The 16,989-nt window shown below is 75.0% G+C and carries 15 protein-coding genes; 11 read left to right on the forward strand and 4 right to left on the reverse strand.

Annotated elements, in window-relative coordinates:
- Positions 1-64: 64 nt before the first annotated feature.
- Positions 65-1,396 (reverse strand): coenzyme F420-0:L-glutamate ligase, encoded by a 1,332-nt coding sequence (locus ACQEU6_RS35445; protein WP_499337839.1) that lies wholly within the window; start codon positions 1,394-1,396, stop codon positions 65-67.
- A complete protein-coding gene (cofD, locus tag ACQEU6_RS35450) occupies positions 1,393-2,346 on the reverse strand; it encodes a 2-phospho-L-lactate transferase (protein ID WP_499337841.1) in 954 nt (317 codons plus the stop codon). Before cofD ends, ACQEU6_RS35445 begins: the two co-directional genes overlap by 4 nt.
- Before the next feature lie 117 nt (positions 2,347-2,463).
- On the opposite strand from cofD, the gene ACQEU6_RS35455 reads away from it, so the two are divergent.
- The 4 genes from ACQEU6_RS35455 to ACQEU6_RS35470 all read left to right on the forward strand — a co-directional run bounded on the left by ACQEU6_RS35455 (position 2,464) and on the right by ACQEU6_RS35470 (position 8,858).
- On the forward strand, positions 2,464-3,429 hold the full coding sequence (locus ACQEU6_RS35455) for a hypothetical protein (protein ID WP_499337843.1): 966 nt from the start codon (positions 2,464-2,466) through the stop codon (positions 3,427-3,429).
- A 236-nt stretch (positions 3,430-3,665) separates the two neighbouring features.
- Positions 3,666-3,929, forward strand: a complete 264-nt coding sequence (locus ACQEU6_RS35460) for a WhiB family transcriptional regulator (RefSeq protein WP_021594342.1) — start codon at positions 3,666-3,668, stop codon at positions 3,927-3,929.
- Positions 3,930-4,110: 181 nt separating this feature from the next.
- The gene (locus ACQEU6_RS35465; protein WP_499337844.1) at positions 4,111-7,416 is read left to right on the forward strand and encodes a glycosyltransferase; all 3,306 of its coding nucleotides are present in this window, start codon (positions 4,111-4,113) and stop codon (positions 7,414-7,416) included.
- Entirely contained in the window at positions 7,416-8,858 is a 1,443-nt protein-coding gene (locus tag ACQEU6_RS35470; RefSeq protein ID WP_499337845.1) for a DUF5719 family protein, read from the forward strand. The genes ACQEU6_RS35465 and ACQEU6_RS35470 overlap by 1 nt, the downstream gene beginning before the upstream one ends.
- Positions 8,859-8,866: 8 nt before the next feature.
- Here the strand turns inward: ACQEU6_RS35470 and ACQEU6_RS35475 are convergent, their stop codons facing one another.
- The gene (locus tag ACQEU6_RS35475; RefSeq protein WP_499337847.1) at positions 8,867-9,295 is read right to left on the reverse strand and encodes a metallopeptidase family protein; all 429 of its coding nucleotides are present in this window, start codon (positions 9,293-9,295) and stop codon (positions 8,867-8,869) included.
- 172 nt (positions 9,296-9,467) lie between these two features.
- Here ACQEU6_RS35475 and ACQEU6_RS35480 point away from each other — a divergent pair, with 172 nt between their 5' ends.
- The 7 genes from ACQEU6_RS35480 (at position 9,468) to ACQEU6_RS35510 (ending at position 16,314) form a co-directional block, all read left to right on the forward strand.
- Positions 9,468-9,848, forward strand: a complete 381-nt coding sequence (locus ACQEU6_RS35480) for a DUF3499 domain-containing protein (RefSeq protein WP_089315916.1) — start codon at positions 9,468-9,470, stop codon at positions 9,846-9,848.
- A 139-nt stretch (positions 9,849-9,987) separates the two neighbouring features.
- On the forward strand, positions 9,988-11,343 hold the full coding sequence (locus ACQEU6_RS35485; RefSeq protein WP_499337849.1) for a phosphomannomutase/phosphoglucomutase: 1,356 nt from the start codon (positions 9,988-9,990) through the stop codon (positions 11,341-11,343).
- Between the two features lie 41 nt (positions 11,344-11,384).
- Positions 11,385-11,567 (forward strand): Trm112 family protein, encoded by a 183-nt coding sequence (locus ACQEU6_RS35490; RefSeq protein ID WP_499337851.1) that lies wholly within the window; start codon positions 11,385-11,387, stop codon positions 11,565-11,567.
- Positions 11,564-12,703, forward strand: a complete 1,140-nt coding sequence (locus ACQEU6_RS35495; protein ID WP_499337852.1) for an SIS domain-containing protein — start codon at positions 11,564-11,566, stop codon at positions 12,701-12,703. Before ACQEU6_RS35490 ends, ACQEU6_RS35495 begins: the two co-directional genes overlap by 4 nt.
- Entirely contained in the window at positions 12,704-13,663 is a 960-nt protein-coding gene (locus ACQEU6_RS35500; protein ID WP_499337854.1) for a cation diffusion facilitator family transporter, read from the forward strand.
- 395 nt (positions 13,664-14,058) lie between these two features.
- Positions 14,059-15,609 carry a sensor histidine kinase gene (locus ACQEU6_RS35505; protein ID WP_499337856.1) on the forward strand — a complete coding sequence of 517 codons (1,551 nt, stop codon included), beginning with the start codon at positions 14,059-14,061 and terminating at the stop codon, positions 15,607-15,609.
- 33 nt (positions 15,610-15,642) lie between these two features.
- Positions 15,643-16,314 carry a response regulator gene (locus ACQEU6_RS35510; RefSeq protein ID WP_499337858.1) on the forward strand — a complete coding sequence of 224 codons (672 nt, stop codon included), beginning with the start codon at positions 15,643-15,645 and terminating at the stop codon, positions 16,312-16,314.
- Between the two features lie 205 nt (positions 16,315-16,519).
- On the opposite strand, the gene ACQEU6_RS35515 is transcribed toward ACQEU6_RS35510, so the two are convergent.
- Positions 16,520-16,873 carry a MerR family transcriptional regulator gene (locus ACQEU6_RS35515; RefSeq protein WP_179837464.1) on the reverse strand — a complete coding sequence of 118 codons (354 nt, stop codon included), beginning with the start codon at positions 16,871-16,873 and terminating at the stop codon, positions 16,520-16,522.
- Between the last annotated feature and the right edge of the window lie 116 nt (positions 16,874-16,989).

Raw genomic sequence — 16,989 nt, forward strand, 5'->3', positions numbered from 1 at the left:
GAAAGGCCCCGGCCGTAGTAGCCGAGGCCCGCCCGCATCTATTCCCGCGGGGTCCCTGAACCGCTCACCTGACCTCGATGAAGGCGTCCGGGCCGCGCGGCGGGCGCTCGCGCGGGGGCGCGGCCGCGTGGCCCACCCCGACGGCGCCCATCGGGTCCCACGCGTCCGGCAGGTCGAGGACGTCGCGGACCACGTCCCGGCAGAACATCGTGCTCGACACCCAGCACGAGCCGAGCCCCTCCACGGCCAGCGCGACCAGCAGGTTCTGCACGCCCGCGCCGGCCGCCACCACGAACATCTCCCGCTCGGCGCGGGACCGCCGCTCGTCCGGATAGTCGTGCGACCCGTCCATGACCAGGCACGGGACGACGAGATAGGGGGCCCGGCGCAGCACCTCGCCGCGCCGCAGCCGCTTGGCGACCGACTCGTCGGAGAACCCGTCGCGGCGCAGGTCGGCCTCCCAGGCGTCGCGCATCGCGTCCAGCAGCCGCGTCCGCGCGTCCGCCGACTCCAGCAGGACGAACCGCCAGGGCGTGGTGTGGTGCGGCGCCGGCGCGGTGATCGCCGCGCCGACCGCCCGCCGCACCGCGGCCGGGTCCACCGGCTCGGCGGTGAACTCGCGGACCGTGCGCCGCGCGCCCAGCACGTCCGCCGACCCGAACCGGAACATGTCCTCCTCGGGCGGGCGCACCAGCACCCGCGCGCCGGGCCCGTCCTCCCGCGTGACCAGGTCGGACAGCCCGCGCACGACCGCGATCGGCACGCCCCCCAGCTTGCCCTTGACGAGCTCGCCGGCCGCCGCGACCTCGTCGGCGACCGCCGTGATCGTGGCGTCCAGGCGGTTGCCGTAGGCGTCGTCGCGCCCGCGCAGGTCGCTGAGCGGGGCCAGGCCGGCGACGCCGATCGCCGCGTCCGTCAGCCCGTTGCGCCAGGGCCGCCCGAGCGTGTCCGACACGATCACGGCCACGTCCGCGCCGGTCCGCTCCCGCACCCCGGCGCGGATGCGCCGGGCCGAGGCGTCCGCGTCCTCCGGCAGCAGCAGCACCGTCCCGGGCCGGGTGTTGGACGCGTCCACCCCGGCGGCGGCCAGCACCAGCCCCTGCCGCGTCTCCACGATCCGGGTCTCGCCGCGCGCGTGCGTCCGCCGCGCCACCACCCGCACGGTCTCGGCGTCGATGGCCTTCTCCCGGTCGTCCGCGACCAGGACCCGCCCCTCCGCCTTGCTGACGATCTTGGAGGTGACGACGAGCACGTCGCCGTCCTCGACCGTCCCGTCCGGGATCAGCGCGGCGACGTCGTCGCCCTCGGCGACCTCCGGGAGCCCCGGCACGCCGAAGACCTCGATCCTCTGCGGGGGGACGGCCTCCCGCGCCGCTCCGCCCGGCACCGCGCTCATTCGGCGACCCCCGCCCGCTTCAGCTCCACCGCCAGGTCCAGCGCCGCGCGCGCGATCGCTGCGGTCGACTCGGCGTCGCGCATCAGCAGCGGGCGCGAGCGCACCTCGATGCCCTCCACCCGCACGTCCGCGTCGGCCCCGTCGACGAGCCAGCCGTCCAGCAGCCCGAGGCCGTAGTGCTCGGCCACCGCGCGCGCCGACGTCTCCACGCCGATCGCGGTCAGGCACGCGTCGGCCATCCCGCGCACGGGCGCGCCGCCGATGATGGGCGACACGCCCACCACGGTCTTGGTCGCGACCGCGTCCCGGATGCCGGGGACCGCCAGGATCGTCCCGATGCTCACCACCGGGTTGGACGGCGGGAACAGCACCACGTCGGCCGCCTCGACCGCCGCCAGCACGCCCGGGGCCGGCGCCGACTCCGCGGCGCCCACCGCGGCGATCGACAGCGCCGGGACCGACGCGCGCATCCGCACCCACCACTCCTGGAAGTGGATCGCGCGCCGGCCCTGCTCGTCCTCGACCACCACGTGCGTCTCGACCTGGTCGTCGGTCATCGGCAGCAGCCGCACCCCCGGCCGCCACCGGTCGCACAGCGCCTCGGTCACCGCGGACAGCCGGTAGCCGGCCTCCAGCATCTGCGTCCGGACGATGTGCGTCGCGAAGTCGCGGTCGCCGAGCCCGAACCACCCCGGCCCCGCCCCGTAGGCGGCCAGTTCCTCCTTGACGGCGAAGGTCTCCTCCGCCCGCCCCCAGCCCTGCTCCTCGTTGATGCCGCCGCCGAGCGTGTACATCACGGTGTCGAGGTCGGGGCAGACCCGCAGCCCGAACAGCGAGATGTCGTCCCCGGTGTTGCCGATGACGGTGATCTCCGCCTCCGGGGCGGCCGCCAGGAGCCCGCGCAGGAAACGGGCGCCGCCGATCCCGCCCGCCAACGCCACGATCTTCATGCCCTCAACCCTACGGTGATCCCCGAGGAGGCCGGAGGGGTCGCCGCCCCGGGCGACACTATGCAAAGCTTTGCCTGCTATCGGAGAACGCCCGGTCACGAGTCTGGAGATGCCACCGTGAACAAGGAAGCCGTCCAGCGCCTGCGCGAACCGGCCGCCTGGGTCCTGCTCGCCGCGGCGGGCGTCCACCTTCTCGCGGGCATCATCTCGCTCCTCGGCGGCGATGGCAGCTTCACGCTGCGCGCCCTCGGCCAGACCAACGACGGGACGTTCCTCCAGGTCGCGATGGTCGGCCTCGTCGTCCTGGCGATCGCGCTGACCACCTCCGGCGCCACCCCGACCCCGCAGGCGCGGACGATCACGATGGGCGCGCTCGGCGTCCTCGGCGGCATCGGGCTGTTCGGCGTGATCTCGTGGCTGAGCGGGATGCTCGCCGACTCCGACTACGCGGGCGCGGTGACCAAGCTCACGACCTTCCTGGTCGGCGCGGGCGACCTGGCCGTCGTCGGCGTCGGCGGCTGGTTCGCCTTCACGGTCTTCAAGGGCATGCAGCCGCCCCGCCCGCAGCCGCAGATGCAGCAGCCGGGCGGCTACCCCGACTTCGGCTACCAGCAGGGCCAGCCGGGCCAGCAGCAGTACGGCCAGCAGCAGTACGGGCAGCCCGGCCAGCAGGGCTACGACCAGCAGTACCAGCAGTACGGGCAGCAGGCCGGTGAAGGTCAGCAGCCCCCGCAGCCGGGGTACGACCAGCAGCAGTACGGGCAGCAGCAGTACGGGCAGCCCGGCCAGCCCGGCCAGCCCGGCCAGCCCGGCCAGCAGGGTTACGACCAGCAGCCGCAGTACGGCCAGCCGCAGGAGTACCAGCAGTACGGCGGCCAGGGCGGCTACCAGCCGGGCCAGCCGGGCCAGCAGGGGCAGCCGCCCGCCGAGCAGGAGGACATGGGCGAGTGGACCCGTGCCTACGGCGGCGGCAGCGGCGGCTCCGGCCAGGACCCGCAGGGCACCCAGCCCGTCCCGCCGCAGGGCGGCGACCAGGAGGGCGGCGACTGGTACCGGGACAACCGGCCCCCGCCCCCGCAGTGAGGTTCCCGCGCCGGGGCCGCGGCCCCGGCGGTGACCGCCCGATTAACTGATCTTCATCCAAGGGTCAGCATGCCCATCCCGGCAAAACCCGCTATGTCGCCCGAGAATGTCTTCCGGCTTGACGGGGCGGTCGCTACACGCGTGTAATTTCGTCGGTGTAGTTTCAATGCCGTCTCGGGGGAAGGAACTCGTGGGAGGGCATTGACCAGGGGGTTCCACGGGCAGGGAGGTGCGCTGTGAGCGAGGTGGTCATCCCGCTGGCGCACGGCACAGACGGCGAAGAGTTGGGCTGGCAGGAGCGCGCCCTGTGCGCGCAGACGGACCCGGAGGCGTTTTTTCCGGAGAAGGGCGGCTCCACTCGCGAGGCCAAGAAGGTGTGCCGGGCATGCGAGGTGCGTACGGAGTGCCTTGAGTACGCGCTGCAGCACGATGAGCGGTTCGGCATCTGGGGAGGGCTCTCCGAGCGGGAACGCCGGAAGCTGAAGCGGCAGGCCGTCTGACCCACGGCCGCGTCCCCGGATCTCGGGGGATCCGGAGCGTGCCCGGCGCGGCCACGCGTACAGTAATCAGCCGTGCCGGCCCCAGGGCCGGCACGGCTGCTGTCCGTCCGGCGCCGCGAGCTCGTCTCGCACCGCCCGTCCGGCCGGCACCGACACCGTCCACCCACAGATCGAGCGACCCTTGGCCCCCACCCTCGATCGCCATGTCGTCACCGCCGTGCTCGTCGCGCACGACGGCGCGCGGTGGCTTCCGGAGGCGCTGAAGGCGCTGCTGACGCAGTCGCGCCCCGTGCAGCGCCTCGTGTCCGTCGACACCGGCAGCGCCGACCGCGGCCCCGCGGTCCTCGCGGAGGTCGTCGGCGAGGGCGAGTTCCTCACGCTGCCCCGCACCACCGGCTACGGCGAGGCCGTCGCCGAGGCGCTCCGGCAGGACGCCGCGTCCGCGCCCGTCCCGGGCGACGACGAGGCCGCCTCCGCCCACCACGCCGACCAGGCCCAGGGGCCCGCCAAGCCCCGCACGGAATGGATCTGGCTGCTGCACGACGACTGCGCGCCCGACCGCGACGCCCTCGACCGGCTGCTGCGGACGGCCGACACCGACCCCAACGTGGCGGTGCTCGGCCCCAAGGTCCGCGACTGGGACGACCGCCGCGTCCTGCGCGAGGTCGGCGTCACCGTCGACGCCGCCGGGCGCCGCCACACCGGCCTGGACCGGCGCGAGTTCGACCAGGGCCAGCACGACGGCGTCCGGGACGTCCTGTCGGTCGGCAGCGCGGGGATGCTGGTCCGCCGCGACGTGTGGGAGAAGCTGGGCGGCTTCGACGTCGAGTACGGCATCTTCCGCGACGACCTGGACTTCTGCTGGCGCGTCCACGCCGCCGGGTACCGGGTCGTCACCGCGAGCGACGCCGTCGTCTACCACGCGGAGGCGTCCCGGCGCGGCCTCCGCGACATCGGCATGACCGCCGAGCACCCCGCCCGCCGCGACCGCCGCAACGCGCTGCTCACGCTGCTCGCCAACCAGACGCTCGGGGCGCTGCCCCGGGCGCTCGTCCGCAACGTGTGGGCGTCGCTCGCGCACGCCCTCGTCCTGGTGGCGACCAAGCGGCCGGGCCTGGCCCGCGAGGAGCTGCGGGCGCTCGGCGACGTGCTGCGCTCGCCCGGCCGGCTCCGGCGGGCGCGGGCCGCCCGCGCCGAGGGCCGCGCGCGTGTGCGGCGCAGCGTCCGGCGCTTCCAGACGCGCTGGGTCGTGCTGCGCCGGGCCGGCGAGGCCGTCTCGGAGCGCTTCGCCGCCCACGAGCGCGACCGCGAGGACCGGGACGACGACCTCACGGCCGACGAGCCCGGCCCGATCCGCCGGTTCCTCGCCCGCCCCGGCGTCCTGGTCGTGCTCGGCCTCGCCGCCGTCGCGGTCGCCGCCGAACGCTCCCTGCCGGCCGCCGCCGGGCGGCGCGGCGGCGGCGCGCTCGTCCCCGCGTGGGGCGGCGCGAGCGACCTGTGGGCGCAGTACCTGTCCGGCTGGCATCCGGTCGGGCTCGGCACCGACGCCGGCAGCCCCCCGTACGTCGGGGTCCTGGCCGTGCTGTCCACCGCGGCGCTCGGCAAGCCGTGGCTGGCGGTGTCGGTCCTGCTGCTCGGCGGCGTCCCGCTGGCCGGGCTCACCGCCTACCGCGCGTCGCGGCTGCTGGTGGTGGAGGCGCCGCGGACGGGGCGGCGCGCCCGCGCGTCCGGCCGCCGCGTCCCGGTGGCGGCCGTCCGCGCCTGGTTCGCCGCCGTGTACGCGCTGCTTCCCGCCGCGACCGGCGCCGTCGCGGGCGGGCGGATCGGGACGTGCGTGGTCCTCGTCCTCCTGCCGCTGATCGCCGTGCACGCCGCCCGCTTCTACGGCTTCCCCCGGTCGGAGGCCGCCGCGCTGGACGTCCGGACGCGCCGCAAGCGCGCGGGGCGGGCCGCCTGGACGGCCGCGCTGCTGCTCGCCGTCGCGATGTCCTTCGTCCCGCTGGTCTGGCCGATCGCCCTGCTGGCCGCCGGGACGGTGCGGGCGCTCCTGGACCGGCCGGGGCGGCAGGGGCTGCGCGGCCTGGCCGTCGCGCTCGGAGTCCCGCCGCTGCTGACGCTCCCGTGGACCGCCGGGCTGCTGCTCCACCCGTCCCGCTTCCTGACGGAGGCGGGCCTGCACCGGCGCTTCGTCCCCGCCGCCCCGGCCGACCTGCTGGCGCTCGACCCGGGCGGACCGGGCACGCCCGCGCGGTGGGCGCTCGCCGGGCTGCTCGCGGTCGCCGTGTGCGCGCTGCCGCTCCGCGGCCGCCGGGGCCACGTGCTCGCCGGCTGGCTGCTGGCGGTCTTCGGGCTGCTCGTCGCGGTGCTGACCAGCGCCGCCACCGTCACCAAGGGAGCGGACGCGGCGCCGGTGTGGCCCGGGGCCGCGCTGCTGTTCGCGGGCGCCGGGGTGCTGCTCGCCGCGACCGCCGCCGTCCAGCGCGCCACCGAGGTCCTGGCGGGCAACCACCTGATCTACAAGGCGGGCGGGGCGGCCGTGCTCGCCGCGGCGCTCACGGCCCCCGTCCTGGCCGCCGCGCTCTGGGTGGCGGGCGGCGCGGGCGGCCCGCTCGGGCGGCTCGATCCCGACACGGTCCCCCAGTTCGTCCAGGGGACCGGCGGAGTGAGGACGCTGGTGCTGCACCGGGAACCGGCCGGGCGGGTCTCCTACACGGTTCTCAGGGGCGTGCGGCCGCGCCTGGGGGAGGCGGAGGCGCCCGTCGAGGGGCGGGCCCGCGACCGCATGGACGACCTCGTCGCCGGTCTGGCCGCGGGCCGGGAGGGCGACGACGGTCCCGCGCTGACGCGGATGGGCGTCCAGTACCTGCTGGTGCCGCACCCCGCGAAGGATCCGCTCACCAGGGTCCTGGACGCGTCGCCCGAACTGACGCGCCTCAGCCGCACGGGCACGTTCGCCGTGTGGCGGCTCCAGGCGACGTCCGCCCGGATGATGCTGCTGCAGGGCTCGACGGTCACGCCCGTGTCCGCCGGGCGCGTCAACGCCCGGGTGCGGATCCCGGCCGGCACAGGCCCGCGCACGCTTCTGCTGGCCGAACCCGCCGACGGCGGGTGGCGGGCCACTCTGGACGGCGACGACGTCAAGACGCGGACGGTGGACGGCTGGGCGCAGGGGTACGCCATCCCCTCCACCGGAGGAGAGTTCGAACTGACCCGGTCGATGACGATGCGCCACATCTGGGTCGTCGTCCAGGGCATCGCCGTCCTGCTGGTGGCCGTCCTGGCGCTGCCGGGCGCACAGGCCGACACGCTGATGCCGGCCGTGGAACGGGAACGCCGCCGCCGCGGACGGCGGGGACGGCGCCGCGCGCCCCGCGCCCGCGCCCAGCGGGCGCTGCCGCCCGCCGCGCCCCCGGGCGCCGCGGAGGCCGCCGAGCCCCCGGAGCCCCGGAAGCCCGCGGAGGAGCCCAGCGCCGAGGAGGTCTCCTGATGGACGGAATCCTGCGCCTCCTCGGCATGCGCTACGCCACCGCCGCGCTCATGCTCGTCGCGGTGGCCGCGCTCTACGGCGCCGCGACGTTCTCCCGTCCGGGCGAGGCGTCCGAGAAGGGCCGGGAAACGCCGGTCACGCACGCCGTGGCGGTCTGCCCGGGGCACGAGGGCGGGCGCCTCGCCGTCCAGTCCCTCGCCCGGAAGAAGGGCGGCGGCCGCGTCGACCTGACGCCGACGAAGGGCGGATCGCCGCTGGGGTCCCTGACGTCGCCCGGCCAGGGCTGGGGCAAGGACACCAAGTCCGGCGAAGACTCCTACACCCTGCGCGCCGCCGGCCCCATCGCCGGCGGGCTGGAGGCGGAGCAGACCACCTACGAGGACGGCGGCGACGACCGCGGCCTCGCCGGCGCCCGCTGCGCCGCCCCCGGCACCGACCTGTGGTTCATGGGCCCCGGGCCGGTCGCCGCCGACGAACTCGACCTCTACCTGACCAACGTCGACGCGCAGCCCGCCTCCGTCGACGTCTCCGCCCTGTCGGGCGAGGGCCCCCTCGACACCACCGAGGGGCGCGGCACGCCCGTCGAGCCCTACACCACCCGCGTCGTGAAGATCGGCGGATCGCCCGAGGGGCTCGGCGACATCGTGAGGACCGCCGCCGACCTCGCCCTGCGCGTGCACACCACCAGCGGCCGCGTCGCCGCGTCCCTGCGCGTCCGGATCGGCGAGAAGAAGGGCATCGAGTGGCTGCCGCGGTCGGCCCCGCCCGCGGCCTCCGCCCTCGTCCCCGGCGTGCCGGGCGGCTCCGGCGGGCGCCGCCTGCTGGTCGCGGTCCCCGGCGAGGCCGACGCCCGCGTCAGGGTCCAGGTGATCACCGCGGAGGGCGCGTTCGCCCCGCAGGGCCAGGACGTCCTGGACGCCCCCGGCAGGAGCGTGACGTCCGTCCCCCTCGACGGCGCCCTGGCCGGCCGGGCCGCCGCCGTCCGGCTCGTCGCCGACCGCCCCGTCCTGGCGGGCTTCGCCGCCGACCGGGGCGCCGACGTCGCCTACGGCGCCGCCACGCCGCCGCTCGGCGCGGCCGGCCCCGGCGTCGTCGCCGACAACCGCTTCGACTCGTTCCTGTCGCTGACCGCCCCGTCCGGCGCGGCGAGCGTCCAGGTCACGACCATGAACGCGCAGGGCGCCGGCACTCCCCGGCAGGTCGAGGTCCCCGCCGGGCGCACCGTGGAGACCAGGCTCGCCGCCCCCGGCGCCGGCGCGGACGCCCCCTACGGCGCGGTGATCACGCCGAAGCCCGGATCGGCCCCGGTCTACGCGTCCCGCATCCTCTCCAAGGGCAAGGGCGGCGCCTACCTGTTCACCGTCCTGCCGATCGTCCCGGCTCCCGCGACCCTGCGCCTTCCGGCCGCCGCCGACTCCCAGACGGCCCTGACCCCGAACTGATCCTCGCTCTAGTCGTCAGGGGTGTCGTAGCTGGGGTCGACGGACTCGGGGGAGAGGCCGAGCAGGTCGGCGACCTCTTCGACGAGCAGGTCGCGGATCATCTGGGTGAGCTCGGCCTCGTCGGCGGCGCGGGCCTCCACGGGGCGGCGGTAGACGACGATGCGCACCGGCAGTTCGCCGTCGCCGGGGAGGGTCTGGCCGAGCGGGACGGGCCCGTCGAGCAGCGCCTCGGCGGCCGGCACCTCCTCGACCGCGAACTCCACCCGGGCCAGCTCGCGGCCCCAGCGCGCACCGAGCCGCCGGACCTCGTCGTCGACGAGGTCGGCGAACCGTTCCGCGCGGGTGCGTGAGACCGGCGCCTGCTGGGGCGTCAGAGGACCACGAAGGCCACGACCGTGCCGGTCGCGGCGGCGTACGCCTGCCACACGGGATCGCACGCCACAAGAGTACCTCTGCTCGCGCGGCGGCCCTCATGCACGGCCCGGCCGGAACGGTCCGTGCACCCCGTCCTTACGGAATGTAGTCGTTACCAAGGAAATCGCCCGGTAACGGCGACACGTGCGCCGGGGTGGTGGCGGAGCCGGGTGGGGGGAGGTACGGTCAGCCATCGTGAGCCCCGTCCGCACTTGCTCCCGCACCGCCTGCAAGGCGCCAGCAGTGTTCACGCTCACGTACGTCTACCGCGACTCCACCGCGGTCCTGGGGCCGCTCGCAACGTACGCCGAGCCGCACTGCTACGACCTGTGCGCCGAGCATTCCGAACGGCTCACCGCCCCCATGGGGTGGGAGCTGGTGCGGCTCCCCGTCGAGGAGGAGTCCGAGCCCAGCGCCGACGACCTGGAGGCCCTCGCCGACGCGGTCCGCGAGGCCGCCAGGCCCGCCCCCGGATCCGGCCACGAGCCGGTCGGGCAGGGCACCGAGGTCGGCCGCCGCGGCCACCTGCGCGTCCTGCGCTCCGAACCCGCCGGAACGCAGCCCGGCCAGGAGTGAACGCGGGGCCCGGCCCCCGGCCCCCGTCCACGGGCCCGTCCCGATCCCCGTCCGACGTCGCGGCGGGTCGCGCCCGCCCTTCCCGGTAGGCTCGTGAGCCTGCCGTTTCCGCGCACGGTTCTTCGGACAGGGAGCAGGAGTGGGCGACCTCGCCAAGATCTTCAAGGCGTACGACATCCGCGGCGTGGTGCCGGACGAGCTCGACCCCGCGACCGCCGAGGCGATCGGCGCGGCGTTCGTGCGCGTCACCGGCGCGAGCGCGGTCGTCACCGCCCACGACATGCGGGAGTCGTCGGTTCCGCTGGCCGAGGCCTTCGCGCGCGGCGCCACGTCCCAGGGCGCGGACGTCATCGAGGCCGGGCTCGGCTCCACGGACATGCTCTACTACGCCAGCGGCAGCCTCGACCTGCCCGGCACCATGTTCACCGCCAGCCACAACCCGGCCAGGTACAACGGGCTGAAGCTGTGCCGCGCCGGCGCCCGGCCCGTCGGCCGCGACACCGGCCTCGGCGAGATCCGCGACCTGGTCGAGAAGGGCGTCCCCGCCTACGGCGGCGAGCCGGGAACGGTGACGCGCCGCGACATCCTCAAGGGCTACGCCGACCACCTGAAGACGCTGGTCAACCTGTCGTCCATCCGCCCGCTCAAGGTCGTGGTGGACGCGGGCAACGGCATGGGCGGCCACACCGTCCCCTCGGTGTTCGAGGGCCTGCCGATCGACCTGGTCCCGCTGTACTTCGAGCTGGACGGGACCTTCCCCAACCACGAGGCCAACCCGATCGAGCCGGAGAACCTGCGCGACCTGCAGGCCAAGGTCCGCGGGACCGGAGCCGACATCGGCCTCGCGTTCGACGGCGACGCCGACCGCTGCTTCGTGGTGGACGAGCGCGGCGAGATCGTCTCCCCGTCCGCGATCACGGCGCTGGTGGCGACCCGGGAGCTGGCCAAGCACCCGGGCTCCTCGATCGTGCACAACCTGATCACCTCCAGCGCCGTCCCGGAGATCATCACCGAGCACGGCGGGACGCCCGTCCGGACGCGGGTCGGGCACTCGTTCATCAAGCAGACGATGGCCGAGACCGGCGCGGTGTTCGGCGGCGAGCACTCGGCGCACTTCTACTTCCGCGACTTCTGGTTCGCCGACTCCGGCATGCTGGCGGCGATGCACGTCCTCGCCGCCCTCGGGCAGCAGGACGGGCCGCTGTCGGAGCTGCTCGCCGAGTACACCCGCTACGCCGCCTCCGGTGAGATCAACAGCGAGGTCGGCGACCAGGCCGCGGCCGCCGCCGAGGTCGAGGACGCCTTCGCCGGGCGGCCCGGCGTCGAGGTCGACGAGCTGGACGGGCTGACCGTGCGCGACGCCGCCGCCGGATGGTGGTTCAACCTGCGCCCCTCCAACACCGAACCGCTGCTGCGCCTGAACGCCGAGGCAGGCGACGAGGACACCATGGCGGCGATCCGCGACGAGGTCCTGGCCCTGGTCAGGAAGAACTGAACGGGTCAGAAAAGTGACTGCAAGGGAGATGTGACGCTGCCATGACGATGAAGCTGGACTCCTGGCTCCTGGAGATCCTGGCCTGCCCCAACTGCGGCGGCGGCCTGCGCGCCGACGAGGAGGGCGCCGAGCTGGTGTGCACCGGCTCCTGCGGCTACGCCTACCCGGTGCGCGACGACATTCCCGTCCTCCTCGTGGACGAGGCCCGGACCCCCGCCCCGTGAGCGTCTCCCTCGACCCCTCGCGGCTGGAGAGCGCGGAGGCGGCCGAGGCGGCGGATCCCGGCGGGATGCTCCGGCAGGTCGCGTCGTCGGCCGCCCAGGTGCGGGAGGCGCGGCGCGCCGCGGCGGAGGCCGGCGTCGCCGGGCTGGCCGAGGACGGCCGCCCCCGCGCGGTCGTCGTCGTCGGCACGGGCTCCTGCGCCGTCCCGGGCGACGTGCTCGCGGCGGTGTGCGGCACGGGCTGCGCCGTCCCGATCTCGACGGTGCGCGGCGACCGGCTGCCCGGCTGGGTGGGCGCGGCCGACCTGGTCGTCGCGGTCTCGTCCGCCGGGACCGCCGAGGAGACGCTGGAGGTCGCCGCGGAGGCCGCCCGGCGCGGCTGCCGCCTGCTGGCCGTCGGCGGGGCCGACTCGCCCCTGGCGGACCTGGCCGGCAGGAGCCGGGGCGTCTTCGTGCCCGTCCGGTCCGCCGGACGGCCCCGCTCCACCCTGTGGGGCCTGACGGTCCCCCTGCTCCTCGCCGCGCGGGCGCTGCGGCTGGCGGACGTCCCCGACGCCGTCCTGGAGTCCACGGCCGTGCTGCTGGAGGACGTGGCGCACCGGTGCCGCCCGTCCAGCGAGCCGTTCGTCAACCCGGCCAAGCGCATCGCGCTCGACCTGGCGGGCGACGTCCCGCTGGTGTGGGGATCCTCCGACCTGTCCGTCGCGGCGGCGTACCGGATGTGCTGCCAGCTCAACGAGAACGCCAAGTACCCGGCGGTCTTCGGGGAGCTCCCGGAGGCCGGCCGGAACCAGGTCGCGGTGTTCGACGGCCTCTTCGCGCGGGCCGGCTCCCCGGCCGACCCCGGCGACTTCTTCCGCGACCGGCAGGACGAACCGGAGCACGGCCTGCACCTGGTCACCCTGCGGGACGCGGGGGAGCATCCGCGGGCGCTGAAGCGGCGCGAGGCGTCCGCCGCGCTGGCCCGCGACCGGGGCGTGGCGGTCACCGAGATGCGGGCGGAGGGCGACCATCCGCTGGAGAGAGTCGCGTCTCTGATCGCGTTGGCCGACTATGTCACGGTTTACTTGGCTATCGCGCTCGGCGTGGACCCCGCGTCCGAGCCTGCCGTTCGAGAGCTCAGAGCGAGGATTGCGTAGATGAGTGCTGAGGGTGGAACGAAGGCCATCGTCGCCGCGTTGGCCGCCAACCTCGGGATCGCCGCGTCGAAGGCCGTCGCGTTCGCGTTCACCGGTTCGTCGTCGATGCTGGCCGAGTCGATCCACTCGGTGGCCGACTCCGGGAACCAGGGGCTGCTGCTGCTCGGCCGCAAGCGGTCCGAACGCGACCGCACGCCCCAGCACCAGTTCGGATACGGGCGGGAACGCTACTTCTACGCGTTCGTCGTCGCGGTCGTCCTGTTCACCGTGGGCTCCGCGTTCTCGCTCTACGAGGGCTACCACAAGATCTCCCACCCGGAGGAGGTCAAGGCCCCGATCTGGGCGTTCGCGGTGCTGATCATCGCGATCGGGCTGGAGTCGCTCTCCTTCCGCACGGCGATCAAGGAGTCGAACGAGGTCCGCGGCGACCAGTCCTGGTGGACGTTCATCCGCCGGGCGAAGGCCCCCGAACTGCCCGTGGTCCTGCTGGAGGACCTCGCCGCCCTCGTCGGCCTGATCCTCGCCCTGCTCGGCGTCTCGATGGCGGTGGCCACCGGCGACGGCGTCTGGGACGGCGTCGGCACCGTGGCGATCGGGCTGCTGCTCGGCGCGGTCGCGACGATCCTGGCGATCGAGACCAAGAGCCTGCTGATCGGCGAGGGCGTCGACCCGCAGACCGAGCGGCGGATCATCGAGGCGCTGGAGTCGGTGGACGAGGTCGACCACCTCATCCACATCAGGACCGAGTACATGGGCCCGGACGAGCTCCTCATCGCCGCGAAGATCGCCGTCAACCACGACGACACCGCCGCCGACGTGGCCCGCGGGATCGACGCGGCGGAGGCGAGGGTCCGGGCGCAGATCCCGGAGGCGAAGCTCATCTACCTGGAGCCGGCGCTCGACGAGCCGTCCCGCGCGCACGCCGTGGAGTCGCAGCCGGAGACGCCCGCGTCGTCCTGACCGGAACGCTTCGCGCGGCCCGTTCCGCGGGCCGCGCCGGACATGGGACCCCTCGCCGGGCGGCCGCGGCAGGTGCCGGCCGAACCCCAGCCCAGGCGAGACCGGCGAGTGCCTCCGAGGAGGCGTACCCGGCCGTCCGGCGAGGTGCTTTCCCATGCCTCCCCGCCCGGACCCCTGAAACCGGGCGGTTCTGGTGTGACCGCGGCGGCCCCCGCCGAACCCCCTACGTCGGCGATGGCCACCGTCGCGGTCACGTTCATGACACTACGTTCGCGGCACTCGTCCGCACGTCCCCCTGAAGGAGGGAACCCGCGTGGTACTCCAGACGGATCCCCGCGATCTGCATACGCCTGCGCGGTGAGGCCATGCCCCGCCTCAGCGGTCAGTATGGAGGGGTGACCACCGATGACAAGGCCCGGACCGGACCCGACCCCGCGGGGTTCGGCCCAGCCGTCGCGCACCACGCGTGGCGGCTGTCCGGCCGGATCGTGGCGGGGGTCGGGCAACTGCTGCTGTGGATCCTCACCGGCGTCGGCACCCTGCTGCGCCCGCTCGCGGTCCGGCTCGGCGCGCGGCTGAACGGCGGGACGGGACGCGGTCCCGGGGGACCGCCGGGGCAGACGGCGCCGCTGCCCCGCTGGATCAACACCTGGCGGGAGATGGTCGGCGCCTGGTACTTCGCGCCGCTGACCGGACTCGCCCTGACGATCGCGGCGCTGGCGGAGCTGGCGCCGCGCGTCGACTCCCCGGTCAGCCTGACGGGCGGGTTCGCCGTCGCGGCGACGCTCCCGCTCGTGTGGCGCCGGGAGAACCTGCGCGCCGTCGCGGCGGTCGTGCTCAGCGCGGTCGCGGCGAGCCTCCTCACCGGGCAGGTCCTGCTCGTCACGACCAGCTTCGCGGCCCTCTACACGCTGTACGCGCTGGGCCGGAGGCTGCCCCGCCAGTCCACCGGCGTCCTCGCGGTCGGCAGCGTCGCCGCGCTCGGGGTCGTCTACCTCGCGACCGGCACCCTCGACGACATCCCGTGGCCCGCGCCGATCGTCGCCGTCCTCGCCGCCATCGGGCTCGGGGACGCGCGTCGCGTCGTGGAGTCCGCCGGCCGGACGGAGGCCGAGGCCGCCGAGCGCACCAACGAGACCCTCACCCGGCTCACCGCCGTCCAGCGGGAGCAGGCCGTCATGCGGGAGCGCGCCCGCATCGCGCGGGAGCTGCACGACGTCGTCGCGCACTCCGTCTCCATGATCGCCGTGCAGGCGGAGACGGCCCCGTACACGATGGAGGACCTCTCGCCCGAGGCCCGCGCCGGCTACACCGAGATCGCCAAGACGGCCCGGGACGCGCTGGTGGAGATGCGGCGGCTGCTCAGCGTGCTGCGCGCCGACGCCAAGCCGGAACCGGAGGCGGCGAACTCCCCGCAGCCGCGCCTGGACCGGCTGCCCGACCTGATCGAGCAGCACCGCGGCGCCGGCGGCCACGTCGACCTCGCCGTGCACGGCGATCCGCGCGCCCTGTCCACGACGGTGGAGCTGTCGGCGTACCGGATCGTCCAGGAGGCGCTGACCAACGCGCGGCGGCACGCCCCCGGCTCCGGGGTCCGCGTCGACCTGACGTTCCTGCCCGACCGGCTCGCGGTCCGCGTCCAGGACAGCGGCGCCTCCGCGCCCACCCAGGTCCTGAACCCGCGGGATCCCGGCTCCCGCACGGGCGGGCCGAACCCCGCGGGCCCGGCCTCGGGGGACGCCGGGCGCACCCGCCTGGAGGAGTCCGGATCCGGTGGCGGACACGGCCTCGTGGGGATGCGGGAACGTGCGACCATGCTGGGCGGGCGGTTCTCCGCCGGCCCGGCCACCCAGGGCGGGTTCCTGGTGGAGGCCGAGCTTCCGGTGACGAGTGAGGGGAATTCCATCCGTGGACACGGTTCGCAGGCGCCGCCCGGCCGTCCCTGACCCTGCCGTCCCCCCGTCCCCAGGACGGCCGCTGTGATCAACGTGCTGATCGTCGACGACCAGACGATCGTGCGGGCCGGCTTCGCCGCCCTGCTCGCCGCCCAGGACGACATCACCGTGATCGGCGAGGCCGGCGACGGCCGCGAGGCCGTCGCGCTCGCCGAGCGCCGCCGCCCGGACGTCGTCGTGATGGACATCCGGATGCCCGGCATGGACGGCATCGAGGCCACCCGCCGCATCCTCGCGCTGCCCGGCTCGGACGACGTCCGGGTGCTGGTGCTCACCACGTTCGACGTCGACGAGTACGTCTACGAGGCGCTCGCCGTCGGCGCCAGCGGCTTCCTGCTGAAGGACGCGACCGCGGACGAGCTGGTGTCGGCGGTCCGGGTGGTGGCGCGCGGCGACTCCCTGCTGGCGCCGCAGGTCACGGGGCGGCTCATCCGCGAGTTCACCAAGCAGCGGCGCAACCGCCCGCAGGCGCCGTCGGAACTGTCGACCCTGACCGCCCGCGAGACCGAGGTGCTCGTCCTGATCGCCGGCGGCCTGTCCAACGGCGAGATCGCGCAGCGCCTCTTCGTCAGCGAGCACACGGTGAAGACGCACGTGGCCCGCGTCTTCACCAAACTGGGCCTCCGCGACCGCGCCCAAGCCGTCATGCTCGCCTACGAATCCGGCGTCGTGGTCCCCGGAGAAAGCGCGAGCTGACTCCCCACTCCCAGCAGCCTCAGCCACCCTCGCAACCCCGCGACAACCCGCGGGGCCGCGATCGCGTCCGAAGGCGGATTCGAGCGAAGCAAGAATCTGATCGCGCAGTGAGCCGCCAGGCGAGCCGGAGCGATGCCAGCGATCGCCGCGTTTCTCGACGATGGAGGGCCTTCAGGCCCGAAGGAGGTGAGAAATGCTGAGAAACTCAGCGACGTCGTAGTAGGCGCATGGCCTTTTCTTTTTCGAAGTCCAGGGCTCGGGTGGGTGGGGCGGAGAGGCGGCCTATGCGTTCGCCCAGTTCGCGTACGTGGGCCTGCACCTGGGGCTCTGCCAGGACCCGCAGGCCGAAGGCGAGTTCGGCGGGGCCGATGTCGTAGCGCTTCTCCAGCGCGAGGGCCAGCGCGACCGCGCGCAGTTCGGCGTCCCCGAAACGGCGGTGGCCGCCTCCGCGCCTCGTGAGGGCGGCCTCACGCGTGACGGGCAGCAGCCCGAGGGCCTCCCGGTAGCGGAGCATCCGGGGCGAGGTGCCGAGCCGCCGGGCGGCCTCCGTGATACGCATGGGGGTGATTCTGACAAATCAGTGTCAGAAAGTCCTCCCCGGCCGTGCCTTGGGGCGCTCGCCGCCCGTAGACTCGCCCCCGTTGACGCGGCCGTGCACTCGCCCGTCAAGACCCC

The organism is Spirillospora sp. CA-108201, from assembly GCF_050936235.1.
In the GTDB taxonomy this organism is placed as follows: Bacteria; Actinomycetota; Actinomycetes; order Streptosporangiales; family Streptosporangiaceae; genus Spirillospora.